14 protein-coding genes and 3 pseudogenes are annotated in these 15,925 nt (G+C 58.2%); 14 read left to right on the top strand and 3 right to left on the bottom strand.

What is annotated here, in order from left to right; translation table 11 throughout:
• Nucleotides 1-93: pseudogene (locus tag NKI66_RS20180) on the bottom strand (DNA-binding response regulator); the annotation flags it as partial.
• A 1,291-nt stretch (nt 94-1,384) separates the two neighbouring features.
• On the opposite strand from NKI66_RS20180, the gene NKI66_RS20175 reads away from it, so the two are divergent.
• From NKI66_RS20175 to NKI66_RS20110, 14 genes and pseudogenes are all read left to right on the top strand, one after another.
• Entirely contained in the window at nt 1,385-2,170 is a 786-nt protein-coding gene (locus NKI66_RS20175; protein WP_352752722.1) for a type IV secretion system lytic transglycosylase VirB1, read from the top strand.
• A 17-nt stretch (nt 2,171-2,187) separates the two neighbouring features.
• Entirely contained in the window at nt 2,188-2,550 is a 363-nt protein-coding gene (virB2, locus tag NKI66_RS20170; protein ID WP_502900949.1) for a pilin major subunit VirB2, read from the top strand.
• A complete protein-coding gene (locus NKI66_RS20165) occupies nt 2,550-2,876 on the top strand; it encodes a type IV secretion system protein VirB3 (protein ID WP_023679584.1) in 327 nt (108 codons plus the stop codon). Before virB2 ends, NKI66_RS20165 begins: the two co-directional genes overlap by 1 nt.
• Nucleotides 2,876-5,245 (top strand): type IV secretion/conjugal transfer ATPase VirB4, encoded by a 2,370-nt coding sequence (gene virB4 / locus NKI66_RS20160; RefSeq protein WP_352752719.1) that lies wholly within the window; start codon nt 2,876-2,878, stop codon nt 5,243-5,245. Before NKI66_RS20165 ends, virB4 begins: the two co-directional genes overlap by 1 nt.
• A 13-nt stretch (nt 5,246-5,258) precedes the next feature.
• Nucleotides 5,259-5,942, top strand: coding sequence for a TrbJ/VirB5 family protein (locus NKI66_RS20155; RefSeq protein WP_352752717.1), 684 nt, complete (start codon nt 5,259-5,261; stop codon nt 5,940-5,942).
• Between the two features lie 55 nt (nt 5,943-5,997).
• Nucleotides 5,998-6,885, top strand: a complete 888-nt coding sequence (locus tag NKI66_RS20150; RefSeq protein WP_352752715.1) for a type IV secretion system protein — start codon at nt 5,998-6,000, stop codon at nt 6,883-6,885.
• Nucleotides 6,886-6,912: 27 nt separating this feature from the next.
• The gene (locus tag NKI66_RS20145) at nt 6,913-7,071 is read left to right on the top strand and encodes a type IV secretion system lipoprotein VirB7 (RefSeq protein ID WP_352752714.1); all 159 of its coding nucleotides are present in this window, start codon (nt 6,913-6,915) and stop codon (nt 7,069-7,071) included.
• Nucleotides 7,068-7,781 (top strand): type IV secretion system protein VirB8, encoded by a 714-nt coding sequence (locus tag NKI66_RS20140; RefSeq protein ID WP_031214019.1) that lies wholly within the window; start codon nt 7,068-7,070, stop codon nt 7,779-7,781. Before NKI66_RS20145 ends, NKI66_RS20140 begins: the two co-directional genes overlap by 4 nt.
• Nucleotides 7,778-8,662, top strand: a complete 885-nt coding sequence (locus NKI66_RS20135; protein WP_023737141.1) for a TrbG/VirB9 family P-type conjugative transfer protein — start codon at nt 7,778-7,780, stop codon at nt 8,660-8,662. The genes NKI66_RS20140 and NKI66_RS20135 overlap by 4 nt, the downstream gene beginning before the upstream one ends.
• A complete protein-coding gene (gene virB10, locus NKI66_RS20130) occupies nt 8,655-9,791 on the top strand; it encodes a type IV secretion system protein VirB10 (protein ID WP_031249470.1) in 1,137 nt (378 codons plus the stop codon). The genes NKI66_RS20135 and virB10 overlap by 8 nt, the downstream gene beginning before the upstream one ends.
• Entirely contained in the window at nt 9,775-10,815 is a 1,041-nt protein-coding gene (gene virB11, locus NKI66_RS20125) for a P-type DNA transfer ATPase VirB11 (RefSeq protein WP_023737143.1), read from the top strand. Before virB10 ends, virB11 begins: the two co-directional genes overlap by 17 nt.
• A gap of 721 nt (nt 10,816-11,536) precedes the next feature.
• The gene (locus NKI66_RS20120; RefSeq protein ID WP_023814396.1) at nt 11,537-12,223 is read left to right on the top strand and encodes a response regulator; all 687 of its coding nucleotides are present in this window, start codon (nt 11,537-11,539) and stop codon (nt 12,221-12,223) included.
• Nucleotides 12,224-12,249: 26 nt separating this feature from the next.
• Nucleotides 12,250-12,405, top strand: a pseudogene (locus NKI66_RS20115) (IS6 family transposase); the annotation flags it as partial.
• Between the two features lie 172 nt (nt 12,406-12,577).
• A pseudogene (locus NKI66_RS20110) lies at nt 12,578-12,736 on the top strand (ATP-binding protein); the annotation flags it as partial.
• A gap of 1,059 nt (nt 12,737-13,795) precedes the next feature.
• On the opposite strand, the gene groL reads toward NKI66_RS20110, so the two are convergent.
• Both groL and groES read right to left on the bottom strand, forming a co-directional pair.
• Complete coding sequence (gene groL, locus NKI66_RS20100; RefSeq protein WP_023766583.1) at nt 13,796-15,463, bottom strand: chaperonin GroEL; 1,668 nt, start codon at nt 15,461-15,463, stop codon at nt 13,796-13,798.
• A gap of 63 nt (nt 15,464-15,526) precedes the next feature.
• On the bottom strand, nt 15,527-15,823 hold the full coding sequence (gene groES / locus NKI66_RS20095) for a co-chaperone GroES (RefSeq protein ID WP_019863563.1): 297 nt from the start codon (nt 15,821-15,823) through the stop codon (nt 15,527-15,529).
• Nucleotides 15,824-15,925: the final 102 nt, after the last annotated feature.

The raw sequence follows: 15,925 nt of genomic DNA, 5'->3' as shown, positions 1-15,925 counted from the left end.
GACTGCGGTTACCTTCAGGGCATGCATCGTGAGATACTCGGCGATGAGGCGCCGCATTGCGGCATCATCGTCAATGACAAGAACATGTTTCAACGGCACACCTTCAATCTTGAATCCCCTTGTCTAAACCTGTTGCCGAGCAACCCTGGGGCACCGACCCAGAACAGCTGCTCCTTGATACCACTCGCCGTTGCGTGCGGCCAATGTGAGGCCGTGCTCGTCCTGTTCTTTTCATCCCCAGCGAATTGACCGCACCAAGGCAGCCCGTGGCCACCAGACAGGTCCAAGCGCCGACATGACCCTGCCGTGTGGTCCTTCGCTTTTTCGCTTCGAGCTCCCCCGTTGGTGCAGGCCTGCCAATATCACTCAAGTTCGGACTCATGGATGCCAAGTTTCCTGCTATGCCCTTGCATCCTGGTCATCCTGGAGTTTGCGGACCTGGATCATCTCGATATCCTCCGGCTCGTGGATCCAGCTCGGACATGGTTGAGCAGCGCGGCGTTTGGCTTGATCGGAGAGGCGGTCGGCGGAAGAAGACCGTGATTCGCTGCAGCGGCCTTGTGCAAAATAGTGTGTCTCCTGCCAAGCCGGCTTCGTCCAAGGTGGCCGGCGGCCTCAAATGCTGTTCGGCGACCGGCAGGTCGCCGGTTGCGGTGAACGTCCGGGCTAACATTTCTCAGTTACTGCAACTCCTCCATCTTGAGCGTGTCACTATGCTTGTCCATTGCGCCGTCGGACTCCGTCAATGACGTGCGGTTATCTGCCGATGGGACTGTGCATGATCCACCCTTTGGCGGCGGCGGCCGAACAGCTGAACGAGGCTCGCACCAGGATGGGCTGCGCCGCCACGTCTTCCCAGTTGACCCTCGCCGCCGCGGATTTGCGCCCTCGAGCCAGCTTCGCGGACGAGCTCGCGTCTCAAGCAATGATCTGAGTGTGCAGGGCCGCGCATGGCTGCTCTTTAACGACCGGCAGCATACCGGCAAAGTTGGGCCGCTTTATCGCCTTAGTCGATTCCCCACGGTGATCCCGAGCCTGAACAAGCCCGCCAAGCTCCCCATTTTGTCCTTGGCTTGGCGCTGACAGAAGTACCATCCATGACGCCAAAGTCGCGGCCCACACTCCAGGAGCAACGGACGGCCGGGACGAGCAATCCTGTACAGGAGTCATTGTACCAAGATGCTCCGGATGTCGCTGGCTGATCGGGCCCGCGCCACCCACGCATGCGCAAGATGCTCACCCACGCTGATACGAACACGGTCTTTGCTTCAATTGAAACCGAAAAGCTGAACTTGAACATCACACAGTAACAAACCTCCCCGATAAGCGCGTGCCGGACAGGGCCAGAACCCGTCCGGCGGCTTGGAAAGGTAGGTGATAGGGAATGATTATTGCAGCTTGGCCGCTGGCCATCGTCCTGATGACATCCATGTCACTCCCAGCCGAGCCCGCGCCACTTTCTCCGCGTGAGTTCCGCAGCCTGTCGCGCAAATGCGCCCCCTGGGTTGCGCCGTCCACCCTCGCCGCGATTGCCAAGATTGAAAGTGACTTTGAAACGCTGGTGGCTCATGACAACACCACAGGTGAGCAGCTTCGCTGGATAGACCACCTGGAAGCCACGCGGGGCATCAAGGAACGCCTCGAAGCACAACATTCTGTCGATGTTGGATTGATGCAGATAAACAGCAAGAACTTTGCCATGCTCAATCTCACGCCGGAAAGGGCTTTCGAGCCCTGCGCCTCGCTTTCGGCTGCCGCCCACCTGCTTGAAAGCCGGTATGCCGGCGGCACCACTGCTGTGGCACAGCAACTGGCGCTTCGCCGTGCCATCTCGGCCTATAACACGGGCGACGTCACGCATGGCTTCGCCAACGGTTATGTACGCAAAGTCGAGTCGGCCGCAAAGGACATCTCAAGTCTCCTTGAGAGAACGCTGGAGCCGACTGCTCGAGATGTGCCGCACCTTGAGGCACCCGGTCGGAAAGCCGTGCCGCCTCTGCTCCAGCAGAGCCAACAGGCCAATAGAAAGAAGCAGCCCAACCAAGATTCTTGGGACATCTGGGGCTCGTATCAGCCAGACCGCTCCGGGGCCGATCCCTCCGATCCGACAGGCAGCCAGGCTGCGAAAGCACGGGAACCCTCGAACCCGAACAAACTCGTATTCGATTGAAACATGGAGATGCAATGATGACGTCACTCAAGATACTTCGTGCGCTTAAAACGCGTGTTCCTTCGCCTTTTTCCATGCTGCGCATGGCGGCTGAATATGTACCGGCCGCTGCTGCAGGCGCGGCGTGGACGGTCTTCTACAGCGGGCCAGCCGCGGCTCAGGTGACCGGAGGGACGGATCCTGCCAAGATGGTCCAGAATATCTGCACGTTCATACTTGGCCCCTTTGGACAATCACTGGCCGTGCTCGGGCTCGTAGCCATCGGTATCTCTTGGATGTTCGGTCGTGCTTCACTTGGCCTGGTTGCGGGTGTCGTTGGAGGGATCGTCATCATGTTCGGGGCCAGCTTCCTGGGCAAGGCGCTCATAGGCGGTGGCTGATGAGCGACCGGTTGGAAGTGAGCACCCTCTATGTGGCGGCGACGCGCCCCGCACTGTTTCTGGGGGTGCCGCTGACGCTGGCCGGATTGCTCATGATGTTGGCTGGGCTTGTTATCATTATCCTTCAGAACCCGCTCTACGAAATCGTTCTCGCGCCACTCTGGTTCGGAGCACGGCTGGTTGTTGAGCGTGACTATAACGCGGCAAGCGTCGTGCTGCTCTATTTGCAGACGGCCGGCAGAAGCGTGGACGGGCCGGTCTGGGGAGGCGCAAGCGTCAGCGCCAATCCGATCAGAGTGCCGAAACGCGGAAGAGGAATGGTGTAATGTTCGGCGCCAGCGGCCGGACCGAGAGGTCTGGCGAGATCTACCTTCCGTATGTTGGTCACGTAAGCGATCAGGTTGTCCTTCTGGAAGACGGATCGATCATGGCCATGGCACATGTGAACGGTGTGCCCTTTGATTTGGAAGACGCTGAGATGCGCAACTCGCGCTGCCGCGCGTTCAACACTCTCTTGCGCAACATCGCCGATGACAATGTCTCGATATACGCTCATCTTGTGAGACACAACGATGTGCCGGCGCCGGCGCCGCGCCGGTTTCAAAGTGCATTCGCTGGCAGTCTGAGCGAGGCCTACGAGCGTCGTGTGCTGTCGGGAAAGCTCTTTCGCAACGATCACTTCCTCACTTTGATCGTGTCCCCCCGCACCGCAATCGGCAAGATCGGCTTGCGGATTGCCAAGTCCCGCAGACGGAATGAGCACGATCTAGCCACCCAAATGCGGAGCCTGGAAGACCTCTGGCACATCATTGCTGGCGCACTCGGCGGTTACGGTCTGCGCCGGTTGGGCATTCGTGAGAAAGGCAACGTGCTCTTCACGGAAATCGGCGAGGCGCTTCGGCTCATGATGACTTGCCGGTTTCTTCCGGTTCCGATGGTTACCGGCTCACTTGGCGCCTCGATCTACACTGACCAGGTCATCTGCGGGAAGCGGGCGCTTGAGATTCGAAGGCCCGGGGATAGCTCCGTCGGATCATTGTTTTCGTTCCGTGAATATCCGGCGACGACGCGGCCGGGCATGCTAAATTCCTTGCTGTCCGCCAACTTCCCGCTTGTCCTGAGCCAGAGCTTTTCCTTCCTCACTCGCCCGCAAGCTCATGCCAAACTAAGCCTTAAGTCCAGCCAGATGACGAGTGCCGGCGACAAGGCTCTCACCCAGATCAATGAACTTGCCGAGGCAGAGGACGCACTGGCAAGCAACGAATTCGTGATGGGTTCGCATCATCTGAGCCTGTGCGTCTATGCCGACAGCCTCAATACCCTTGCAGATCGCGCAGCAAGTGCCCGCGCACGGCTGGCCGACGCGGGCGCCGTTATCGTCCAAGAGGGCATCGGCATGGAGGCCGCATATTGGTCCCAACTTCCGGGGAACAACAGGTGGCGCACGCGCCCGGGGGCGATCACCTCACACAATTTTGCCGGGCTCGTCTCATTTGAGAACTTCCCAAGCGGTTCCAGTTCCGGCCACTGGGGCAATGCTGTTGCGCGCTTTCGCACAAACGGTGGAACTTCTTTCGACTACATCCCCCATGAGAATGACGTCGGCATGACGGCAATATTCGGGCCCGTTGGCAAAGGCAAGACGACGCTGATGACCTTTGTCCTCGCGATGCTTGAGCAAAGCTTGGTCGATCGCAATGGTGCGATCGTCTTCTTCGACAAGGATCGGGGTGGTGAACTGCTGGTGCGAGCCACGGGAGGGACATATCTTGCGTTGCGCAGAGGCGCTCCGAGCGGCTTGGCCCCTCTGCGTGGACTGGACAACACCTCCGCCTCTCGGGACTTTCTGCGCGAGTGGTTGATGGCCCTGATCGAGAGTGACGGCCGTGGTCCGATCTCGCCGGAGGAAAGCCGTCGGCTGGAACGCGGCATTGTTCGTCAGCTTTCGTTCGAACCCCCTATGCGCTCACTTGCGGGCCTGCGCGAGTTCCTATTGCACAGCCCCTCCGAGGGCGCAGGAGCACGGCTGCAGCGGTGGTGTAGAGGGGGGGCGCTTGGATGGGCCTTTGACGGCGACGTGGACGAAGTAAGGCTGGATGCCTCCATTACGGGCTTCGACATGACGCAGCTCCTGGAATATGAGGAGGTCTGTGCACCGGCCGCCGCATACCTTCTGCATCGAGTGGGCGCTATCGTCGATGGTCGTCGGTTCGTCATGAGCTGCGACGAATTTCGATTCTATCTACTCAACCCCCAATTCTCGGCCGTTATCGACAAGTTCTTGCTCACGGTCCGCAAAAACAACGGCATGTTGATACTCGCAACGCAGCAGCCTGAACACGTTCTGGAATCGCCTCTCGGAGCTAGTCTCGTTGCGCAATGTATGACGAAAATTTTCTACCCATCACCGACGGCGGACCGCTCTGCGTATGTCGATGGCTTGAAGTGCACTGCGCAGGAGTTCGAGGCAATCCGCCAGGGAATGGCAATCGGCAGCCGCAAGTTTTTGCTCAAGCGCGATAGCGGGAGTATTGTTTGCGAATTCGATCTTGGGCAGATGCGCGAGTACGTAGCCGTACTCTCGGGGCGGGCCAACACAGTGCGCTTTGCCGACCAGCTTCGTAACCAGCACGGAGACGCCCCAAGTGGGTGGCTCGACAAGTTCATGGCCCGGTACCACGAAGTTCAAGACTGACGGAGGAATATTCATGAAATTTGCCCAACTTGCAGTAACCACCCTTGCTGCTTCCCTTCTGCTTCACGGACAGGCCCGTTCGCAATTTATCGTCAGCGACCCTGTAACAGAAACACAAGCGACCTTAACAGCGCTTTCCAATGCGGCGATCCTTGAGAGGTCAATCGAGACGCTCGCTACCACGATCGAAATGGTGACAATTCTAACGTCGTCATTCGCTGTCACGGGACTGCTAAGCTCACTGAACCAAGGAAATCACTACCCGTCGAGCAATAAGCTGGAGGAGCAGATGTTTGATGCTCGGGCGCCAGCTTCGATTATGGCCCGTAACATTGCGAAGGACCCAAATCGGATAGTCAACGGCACCGATTCAGAAGCGAAACTGTTACAGGGACAAATCGCCGGGGCCGCCAATGCCGCAGCTATTGCAGCCGACACTTTGGGCATGATGGACAAGCGCCTTAAGGATAACGCCGGCACGCTTGGTCAGCTTTCCCGCTCGGGAAATATTATGCAGGCCACCGTGACCAACGGTCTGGTCCTCAAGCAGATTCACGATGCGATGATCCAAAATGTCCAGGCCACGAGTCTGCTGACAATGGCCACTGCACAAGGGAGCCTTCACGCCGTGGAGGAGGCCGCCACGCAGCGTCGCGAACATCAGGACACCGCTCGCATTTTTGACCCCCTCCCGTGAACGCTGAGTTCATCAGGCTCAGCTGCGCTGATCAGGGACACATCAGGCTCACGCCATGAATTTCAAAATTCCCGCGCCATTCACGACTATACACACGATCTTTCATGGGGCCTTCACGTCCGGGCTGCACAAAGTGCTTGAAAACGTCCAAGCGGCGGTCAGTGCGCCTCTGGTTGCGTGTGTCACGCTCTGGATAATAATCCAAGGCTGTCTGGTCATGCGTGGTCAAGTCGATGCGCGCGGGGGTATCTCGCGCGTAATCATGGTGTCGATTGTCGTCGCCCTTATCTTAGGGCAGGCCAACTATCAGCAGTACATTGAAGCGCTCTTCGACGACACGATTCCGAGGTTGGCTCACGACATCAGTGGCAGCGACTTGCCCTTCATCGGAATCCCCCAGAAGCTCGATCTCATGTTTGCTTCAAGCCAGTATGTCTTTCAGCTGATTGCTTCCGAAATTGGGCCTATGAACGGCCAGGACATACTTGCTTTCGAGGGAGCGCAATGGATTTTCTACGGCGCGCTGTGGACAGCGTTCGAGATCTACGATGCCGTTGGAATTCTGACGAAGGTGCTCTTGACGATCGGCCCCCTGGTCCTTGTAGGCTACCTTTTTGATCACACTCGAGACATAGCCACCAGATGGATCGGCCAACTGCTCTCGTACGGGCTGCTGCTTCTCCTCCTCAACATCGTTGCAACGATAGTAATCGCTGCCGAAGCAGTCTCGCTGGCAGCCATGCTTTTGGTGATCAAATTCTCGGGCACGACAGCAGCCAAGATCATCGGGCTTTACGAGCTCGACATGCTTTTCCTAGCTGGTGACGCTCTGATCGTCGCGCTTCCGACGATCGCCAGCAGCATCGCCGGCGGCTCTTGGGGAGGTGCGAACCGACCTCTTAACAGCCTCAATCGCCACTTTGCCAAAACGGCGGGTGGTTAATCAATCGACAAGCTCGGTGCCAAAAACATGAAATATTGCCTACTTCTGTCAATCCTCGCTTTGTCCGCCTGCAAGACGAGCCATGGGCTTGCGACGTGCGCGGGTGCCCCATTCCAACTGAACGTGGGACAATGGGAAACCACCCCTGAGGATCTTCAGGTCGAATGCGCGGAAGAGCCAAAGTGAAATTTCCTGAACATGCCCTTCTGGTGGAGAGAGAAACGCTAGCCGCCCACTATAAGAAGGTGGAAGCGTTTCAAACGTCACGAGCGAAGTCTGCGCGGCGCCTGTCAAAGGCCCTGATCGCCTTTGCCGCAGCGGCGGTCCTAGGAAATGTTGCCCAGGCATTTACCATCGCTGCCATGGTCCCGTTGGCCAAGCTCGTACCTGTGTTCCTCTGGGTCCGGCCGGATGGGACCGTCGACAGCGAAGTGTCAGTGTCTCGACTGCCGGCAACCCAAGACCGAGCCGTCATAAATGCTTCGCTGTGGGAATATGTACGCCTGCGCGAGGGGTACACAGCAGATACAGCCCAATACGCCTATGACCTCGTATCCAGTTTCAGCGCGCCGGCTGTGCGACAGCAATATCAAGATTTCTTCAACTATCCGAATCCCACCTCGCCGCAAGTCACGGTCGGCAAGCGCGGCAAGCTCGAGGTCGGGCATATTTCTTCAAACGACATCAGTCCGGACGTTCAACAGATCCGTTACAAACGCACGCTTGTTGTCGATGGGCAGATGCCGATAGTGACCACCTGGACAGCTACCATCCGCTACGAGCGCTTGACGGGTCTGCCTGGGCAATCGAGGCTCACCAATCCGGGAGGTCTACTCATCACTTCCTATCAAAGCTCGGAAGATAGCGTATCGAACCTGGGCTATGTGCAGCCATGACAAAAAGAGCGTTTCTCGCGCTGGTCTGTTCACTCTTCTTAACGATGGAAGCGTCCGCGGAAGACACACCACTTGCCGGCAAGCATGATGCGCGCATGCGCTACCTGGCTTACCGTCCTGACGAAGTGGTGCGCCTGTCTACCGCAGTGGGGGCAACGCTGGTTGTCACATTCGCGGCCAACGAGACAGTCGCAGCCGTGGCCGTTTCCAATAGCAAAGACCTGGCTGCGCTCCCGCGCGCCAACTATCTCTTTTTTAAGGCTAGCCGGATGCTCCCGCCGCAGCCGGTCATCGTGCTGGCCGAGAGTGAGTCCGGTACACGGAGATACGTCTTCAGTATTTCAACGAGAGCGATGCCAAAACTCGATGAGCAGCAACCTGACCTATACTACAGTGTGCAGTTCACCTATCCTGCTGATGAGGCTGCTGCTCGGAGAAAGGACGCAGAAAGGCGCTCGATTCTTGGTCAGGCCCGGGCGAAAGTGCTGCGCGACGAGAGAGTTCAGGATTTGTTGAATCGGCCCGCCGCAACTACCAGTCCGGACGAAAGCAATTTTCACTACGTCGCAAAGGGCGATCGATCGCTGTCGCCGCTGGAAGTTTTCGATAATGGCTTTACCACCGTATTTGGCTTCGCAAGCAATTCCCGCATACCCTCCCTCTACATTATCAATCCCGACGGCAAGGAAGCCGCTGCCAATTACACGGTCAAAGGGGACTATGTTGAAGTATCCGCAGTCGCCCGGGAATGGCGTCTGAGAGATGGCAATACGGTCTTGTCCATTTTCAACAGGGCTTATGACCCTGTGGGACGAGCGCCAGGGACCGGTACAGTGACACCCGACGTGTGGCGCGTTTTGAAAGGCTCGGCCGATGAATGAAACCGGCCCACAGTCGGGACATGATGTCCATGCCTCCGGATCGATGGTCTCGGAGCCGGCCCGCCGGCATGTTTCGGGATTGCAGAAGTTGGCCGTCGCTGCTCTTGTTCTCATCTCATCTCTATCACTCATCTGGCTCGGAGGTCGTACCAGCACACAAGACGAACCAACTCAGCCAAAACCTCCAATTGTCGCCGACGCCGAACCATTCCGCCCCGTGCCGATTGAGATTGCTCCCGAAGTTCCAGCAGCCGTACAGGCGGCGCAGGCAGGAGATCCTGCGCCATCCACGCCGACTTCAGCTGATCCGCCGCCGGAGGAAACACCAATTTTCGCCTACAGTGGCAGCAGTAAAATGCCCAACGACGGTCAGCGGAGCGAAGACAACCATAGGGATGCTCCCGTGACCTCGGATGAGATTTCAGACGCTGGCGATCTGTCGGCGCGATTGAAGCCAGATATACAGGAGCCAAGCCGGGCCACACTTTTGCCGCACCCTGATCTCGTGATTACTCAAGGAACGATCATCCCCTGCATTTTGCAAACGGCAGTCGACACAAATTTACCGGGTTATGTGAAGTGCGTCTTACCTAAAGACGTCCGCGGCGCCACCAACAACGTGGTGCTTTTGGATCGCGGGACGACCGTGATTGGCGAGATCCAGCGTGGTCTCCAACAGGGGGATGCGCGTGTCTTCGTGCTGTGGACGCGCATCGAAACGCCTGACCATGCCCTCGTTTCGCTAGCATCGCCGGGCGCTGACGAGCTCGGCCGCTCCGGAATGCCTGGCACGGTGGATAATCACTTCTGGCAGCGCTTTGGCGGAGCAATGCTCATGAGCGTCATTCAAGGCGCGTTTCAGGCCGCCGGTCAATACGCTGGCAGCTCAGGTGGAGGAAGCGGTATCAACAGCTTCCAGAGCAACGCCGGACAAGCCGTTGAGACGACCCTTAGAGCAACGATCAACGTTCCGCCAACTCTGAAGAAAAACCAGGGAGATGCTGTATCCATCTTTGTGGCTCGGGACCTCGATTTCTCAGATGTATACGATCTTAGAGCGACCGCCGTGGCGCCAGCCCCCCCCCAACATCGCCAACGCCGGAGAGACAACAATGCGACCGGAGGCTGACCCTCAATTGCGTTTGCTTCTCAACCCTGTTCTGAAATGGCTTGAGGAGCCAAGGACCGAAGAGGTCGCTATCAACCGGCCTGGGGAAGCCTTTGTCCGACAGGCCGGCGTTTTCACGAAACATCCGCTACCGCTATCTTATGACGATCTGGAGGACATCGCGATCCTCGCTGGAGCGCTGCGCAAGCAAGATGTCGGACCGCAAAGCCCCCTCTGTGCGACTGAGCTGCCGAACGGAGAGCGGCTGCAGATCTGTTTGCCGCCCGCTGTTCCCTCAGGAACAATAAGCCTGACGATACGGCGTCCCTCAAGTCGTGTGACCGAACTCAAGGAAGTTTCTTCTCGCTACGAATACTCGCGTTGGAATCAATGGCGGTCACGAAAGGAGCGCCAAGAGCGGCAGGACGAAACGATTCTTCAGCACTACGACCATGGTGACTTGGAGCAATTTTTGCGAGCGTGCGTTTGCGGGCGGCTTACGATGCTGCTTTGCGGACCTACTGGTAGCGGCAAAACGACAATGAGCAAGACTTTGATCAACGCTATACCCCCGCAAGAGAGGCTGATAAGTATCGAGGACACGCTCGAACTTGCAATCCCGCACGAGAATCATGTCCGGTTACTCTATCCGAAGGACCGAGCAGGCGTAGGTGCGGTGACAGCCGAGCAACTGTTGCAAGCCAGCTTGCGCATGCGCCCTGATCGAATATTGCTTGGCGAGATGCGCGATGATGCTGCTTGGGCCTACCTTAGCGAAGTCGTCTCCGGCCATGCGGGATCAATATCGACGATTCATGGGGCGGATCCGGTCCAAGGCTTTAAAAAGCTCTTTTCACTCGTCAAGAGCAGCCCGCAAGGAGCTGCTGTGGAAGACCACACGCTTCTTGACCTGCTGTCGGCTGCCATTGACGTCATTGTGCCGTTTCGTACCCACGGCGACGTGTATGAGGTGGGGGAGGTGTGGCTCGCCGCCGATGCCCGGCGACGCGGAGAGACAGTAGCCGATCTTCTTAATAAGCACTAAGGCTCGAGCACGTCGGGGATCGGTAAGTCGTTTGTGATATGATGGCGCAACTTGTTCAGATTCAACGTCACTTTGATTTGACCGAGGTTGATTATGGGAGGACGACTGGGCGTAGCCCTTCGGTCACAAGCCTGAACTCTTCGGCCGCCCTGTCGGCGCGGCAAGCTGCGGCACGATTCGACTGGGTGTATCGAGCGCGTCCGCTGAATTGCGCGGGCGACGCTCAGCGAGCTGGTGCCGATGCCTGCTTCAAAAGCGGCATCGACACCCGGCAGGTCGTACCCTTGATTTACCTAGCCGCGCTCAAATGAGCGTCTTCAAAGCCGCCGAACGTGGTTCGGAATGACCGGTTGGTAAATCGGGAAGTGCTATACAGGGAATCCTCCCGGTATTGCCTCTAGGGGGTCCTCTCAATGAACAAAGCCGCAACCTGCCCTTGCGACCTCAGCTGGAGTTTGCGACGCAACCCATATAGGAGGATCGATGCGCAGAGAAATCGCAGGCAGAGTCGGTGGCATTGTGGGCTGGCCGACCGACGGTTTCAGCCCGTCAACAGGTCTTCACGTGTTCCATCCCCGACTATTGCAGGCGTGCGGCTTGCATTCTCCCGCGATCACCCATCGGAAAGAGCGTTACGAACACTACGAAGAGTTGCGCGACTTCTGCTGTCGCCCCGGTCTTACAGCGGACGGTGACCTGTCCTACCTTGATAGGACGTGAAATGCGAACGCTGCTCATTGATCATCACGTGGATCTTACGCGCGCCGTGCGAGCTGCGCTCGGGGATAGCGGTTTTGCCGTTGATGTAGTTGGCAACCTGGAACAGGCGTCGAGGGCATTCTGTTGCGCAACCTATGAAATTCTCCTGCTGGAGTTGGCTCTGCCAGATGGCGATGGCTTGGGCTGGCTGAGACAGCTAAGGAGCGACGGGCATTCAGTTCCAACCCTCATTATGAGTAGCATCAACGATCTCGAGAAGCGAATTGCAATTTTCAACGGTGGCGCGGACGATTTTCTGCTCAAGCCCGTCTCTTTCGATGAGCTCATCGCCAGAATGAGAGCCATTCTGCGCCGGTCGACACAGGTGACCGACCCCATCGTTGTATTTGGCAATCTCAATTTCGATCCGATCGGCCGACAGGTTTCCGTCTCGGGTCATCCTCTGAAGATCGCACGCCGCGAACTATGTATTTTAGAGCATCTGCTTATCCGTGCAGGCCGCATCGTGCCTCGTGCGCAGTTGGAAGATCACCTCTATTCGTTCAACGACGAGGTATCTGCCAACGCGCTTGAAGTCGGAATCTATCGCTTACGTGGACACCTGAGTAGGTCAGGTGCAACGCCACGGATCACGACCGTGCGCGGCATTGGTTACCTTCTTGAATTGACTGAGGCGGCATCCGCATAGTTGGTCTAAATTGAAAGAACAGACTGCGTATCAAGCGCCGCATTCGATCCATCGGCTTCAAGTCGCAGGCGAGCGCCGTGGTTATCCTCTCCGGCATCGAGATGATCCACATGATTGGCAAGCGACAGGCGAGGTATGACTACAAGTCTGTCGATCGCTGTTTCGATATCCTCGCTGCCTGACGGACAGGCCGAAATGGCCGTTCACACCCCCATTTCCAGGTTTGCGACAGAGCCTTTTGTCGGCGTTGCCGGCTTCGAAGGGCCGGTGCGCGCCGAGCGCATCAAGATCATCCCCGGCCACCTTGCTGCGGCCACTCGCCGAGTACGAAGCGGTGGTCGGAGGGAGCTGGTGATGACGACGCTAGATCATGACCTGCTGATCGCAATCCTGGATCGGCTGAAGTTGACGGCCATCCGCGACCAGCTCGACACGCTCATGTCGAGCAAGATCGCGCAGTTCCCGTTTGTCCGCGAACTCGACGGCTTCGGCTTCGACGCGCAGCCATCGGTCTGCTTCAGCCAAACGTATTCATAGGTATGGGACAGGCCTTGCTATGTCCGAACGTCACTGCGCGGCAAAAACGTTGGATTTCTCAAGAAATAAAGTATTGGACAGTGCCCAATTTACCGTTGGAAAAGCTGGATATGGCGTTTCAGCGTTTCAGCGAAATAACCGAAATCAATCACTCCTAACAGCAAAGGCAACCGGAACTCGATCGCTTCCGTTGCCCGCGACTTAGCGAAACGCTTGTTCGCGATTTACTAAAACGGCTGTCCCAATTTAGTGAAATCCGCAGACAAGCCGCTGGAGGTTGGCCAAAGGCCACCCACGCCTGCTCCGAGGCCCTCCAGGGCAATGGTCTGTGACCTGGGCTCAAGCAGGATGAGACGCCGCTGGAGCTCAGGTGCAAGCGCTGCCACGCCCGCTCCGAGGCCCCACAAGGCCGAAGCGCAGTCGTCGGGGTCACGAGGCCTCTCGGCCACGACGACGAGCCTGAACCTGGATCCGCCTTTCTTGAGGCGTTGCGACTATCATCGCGGCGACACGCAGCTCTTGATTTGTGTGCGACACCTCAGCAGATCCATCGGGCTGAGCCGCTCAGCAATATCAACGAGAATGTCCAGCGGCAGATCAAGGATACTCAGAGGAGGAAACGCTTGATCTTGAGGCTCAGAGCGCGTCTGCTCCACTATAGAACAGGATGATTCACCGGGTCCTTCAAGGCCAGCCGCCGGTCCGATGAGAGAATTGTCTCGGATATCACGCTCGATGGGGTTAAATGCCGAGATGGGCGCCTTGCCACGCTCCTCAATGCCCCTCATGATTCACCGCCTATAGCTACCAACTGAATGAATCATCGTGATTGTCGCGCAGCGGAATCCTCAAGGATCGGGCAGTTCGTAGGGGGCGCCGGTTTGACCAGGTTGAGCCCGCGAATTGCTCGATCGGACAAGATCCTAATTCTGACGAGATCCTCGGGACGCACTCCAAGTTGTCGATCATGTTCGGCACACAAGGAAAGGGCGGCATTGCTGCCGCCCTTTCCGCTGTAGGTTGATAGGGGCTGGATTAGAAATCCATGCCGCCCATGCCGCCCATGCCGCCCATACCGCCGCCGCCCATGCCGCCAGGCATGCCGCCGCCGCCAGCCGACTCCTTCTTCGGAGCCTCCGCGATCATGGCTTCGGTGGTGACCAGCAGGCCGGCGACCGAGGCCGCGTCCTGGAGAGCCGTACGGACAACCTTGACCGGATCGACGATACCCATGGCGATCATGTCGCCATATTCGCCGGTCTGGGCGTTGTAGCCGAAGGTCGCGCCCTTGTTCTCAAGGATCTTGCCGGCAACGATCGATGCTTCCGCACCGGCGTTGGCCGCGATCTGGCGGGCCGGAGCCTGCAGCGCACGACGAACGATGTTGATGCCGGCGGCCTGGTCGGCATTGACGCCGGTGACCTTGATGTCGGCCGAAGCGCGCAGGAGAGCGACGCCGCCGCCTGCAACGATGCCTTCTTCGACGGCCGCGCGGGTCGCGTTGAGGGCGTCATCGACGCGGTCCTTCTTTTCCTTGACTTCGACTTCCGTCGCACCGCCGACGCGGATCACCGCAACGCCGCCGGCGAGCTTCGCCAGACGTTCCTGCAGCTTCTCCTTGTCGTAGTCCGAAGTGGTCTCTTCGATCTGCTGCTTGATCTGGGCAACGCGGCCCTGGATCTCGGCCTTCTTGCCGGCGCCGTCGACGATGGTGGTGTTCTCCTTGGAGATAGACACCTTCTTGGCGCGGCCGAGCATGTTGAGGCCGACGTTCTCGAGCTTGATGCCGAGGTCTTCCGAGATGACCTGGCCACCGGTGAGGATGGCGATGTCTTCCAGCATGGCCTTGCGGCGATCACCGAAGCCCGGCGCCTTGACGGCGGCGATCTTCAGGCCGCCACGCAGCTTGTTGACGACCAGCGTGGCCAGGGCCTCGCCTTCGACGTCTTCCGAGATGATGAGCAGCGGCTTCGAGGTCTGCACGACGGCTTCGAGAACCGGCAGCATCGCCTGCAGGTTGGACAGCTTCTTCTCGTGCAGGAGGATGTAGACGTCCTCGAGCTCGGCAACCATCTTGTCGGCGTTGGTGACGAAGTAGGGCGAGAGATAGCCGCGGTCGAACTGCATGCCTTCGACGACCTCGAGTTCAGTCTCGGCGGTCTTGGCTTCCTCAACCGTGATGACGCCTTCGTTGCCGACCTTCTGCATCGCTTCGGCGATCATCTTGCCGACCGACTCGTCGCCATTGCCGGCGATCGTGCCGACCTGGGCAACTTCCTCGGAGGTCTTGATCTTCTTGGCAGCCTTGCCGAGCGCCGCGACGACTTCGGTCACGGCCAGATCGATGCCGCGCTTCAGGTCCATCGGGTTCATGCCGGCGGCAACGGCCTTGTTGCCTTCCTGGACGATCGACTGCGCCAGAACGGTCGCGGTTGTGGTGCCGTCACCGGCGATGTCGTTGGTCTTCGAAGCAACTTCGCGGATCATCTGCGCGCCCATGTTTTCGAACTTGTCGGAAAGTTCGATTTCCTTGGCGACGGTGACCCCGTCCTTGGTGATGCGCGGTGCGCCGAACGACTTGTCGATGACGACGTTGCGGCCCTTGGGGCCGAGGGTGACCTTCACCGCGTCGGCGAGGATGTTGATGCCGTGAAGCATGCGCTCACGGGCATCGCGGGAGAATTTTACGTCTTTGGCAGCCATTTTTTTACTCCTGGGCATCTCGCCCGAAATTCAGATTTGATGGTGCGAAGGAAAGGCCTGATATCAGCCGATGATGCCCATAATGTCGGATTCCTTCATGATCAGAAGGTCTTCGCCATTGAGCTTGACTTCGGTACCCGACCACTTGCCGAACAGGATGCGGTCGCCGGCCTTGACGTCCAGCGGGACCAGCTTGCCTGCTTCGTCACGAGCGCCGGAGCCGACGGCGATGATCTCGCCTTCCTGCGGCTTTTCCTTCGCCGTATCCGGGATGATGATCCCGCCGGCGGTCTTGGATTCGGATTCGACCCGGCGAACGACCACGCGGTCATGCAGCGGCCGGAAATTCGACTTTGCCATTTTTGGATGTCCTTGGTGCGGATGTTGAACGGTTCTCCGTTGCCGGAGCGTGCTTAGCACTCAGCGGAAGCGAGTGCTAACGCGGCAATGAGATAAGCCGCA

Origin of the sequence: Mesorhizobium sp. M0518 (assembly GCF_040321125.1) — a bacterium.
Classification (GTDB): domain Bacteria; phylum Pseudomonadota; class Alphaproteobacteria; order Rhizobiales; family Rhizobiaceae; genus Mesorhizobium.
Note: the sequence above shows the minus strand (reverse complement) of the source record. Positions and strands in the feature narration are given on the sequence as shown.

Bases quoted from the DNA above. Each gene is read 5' to 3' on its own strand.
- NKI66_RS20175 (WP_352752722.1), top strand. From the start codon at position 1,385: ATGATTATTGCAGCTTGGCCGCTGGCCATCGTCCTGATGACATCCATG.
- virB2 (WP_502900949.1), top strand. From the start codon at position 2,188: ATGACGTCACTCAAGATACTTCGTGCGCTTAAAACGCGTGTTCCTTCG.
- NKI66_RS20165 (WP_023679584.1), top strand. From the start codon at position 2,550: ATGAGCGACCGGTTGGAAGTGAGCACCCTCTATGTGGCGGCGACGCGC.
- virB4 (WP_352752719.1), top strand. From the start codon at position 2,876: ATGTTCGGCGCCAGCGGCCGGACCGAGAGGTCTGGCGAGATCTACCTT.
- NKI66_RS20155 (WP_352752717.1), top strand. From the start codon at position 5,259: ATGAAATTTGCCCAACTTGCAGTAACCACCCTTGCTGCTTCCCTTCTG.
- NKI66_RS20150 (WP_352752715.1), top strand. From the start codon at position 5,998: ATGAATTTCAAAATTCCCGCGCCATTCACGACTATACACACGATCTTT.
- NKI66_RS20145 (WP_352752714.1), top strand. From the start codon at position 6,913: ATGAAATATTGCCTACTTCTGTCAATCCTCGCTTTGTCCGCCTGCAAG.
- NKI66_RS20135 (WP_023737141.1), top strand. From the start codon at position 7,778: ATGACAAAAAGAGCGTTTCTCGCGCTGGTCTGTTCACTCTTCTTAACG.
- virB10 (WP_031249470.1), top strand. From the start codon at position 8,655: ATGAATGAAACCGGCCCACAGTCGGGACATGATGTCCATGCCTCCGGA.
- virB11 (WP_023737143.1), top strand. From the start codon at position 9,775: ATGCGACCGGAGGCTGACCCTCAATTGCGTTTGCTTCTCAACCCTGTT.
- NKI66_RS20120 (WP_023814396.1), top strand. From the start codon at position 11,537: ATGCGAACGCTGCTCATTGATCATCACGTGGATCTTACGCGCGCCGTG.
- groL (WP_023766583.1), bottom strand. From the start codon at position 15,463: ATGGCTGCCAAAGACGTAAAATTCTCCCGCGATGCCCGTGAGCGCATG.
- groES (WP_019863563.1), bottom strand. From the start codon at position 15,823: ATGGCAAAGTCGAATTTCCGGCCGCTGCATGACCGCGTGGTCGTTCGC.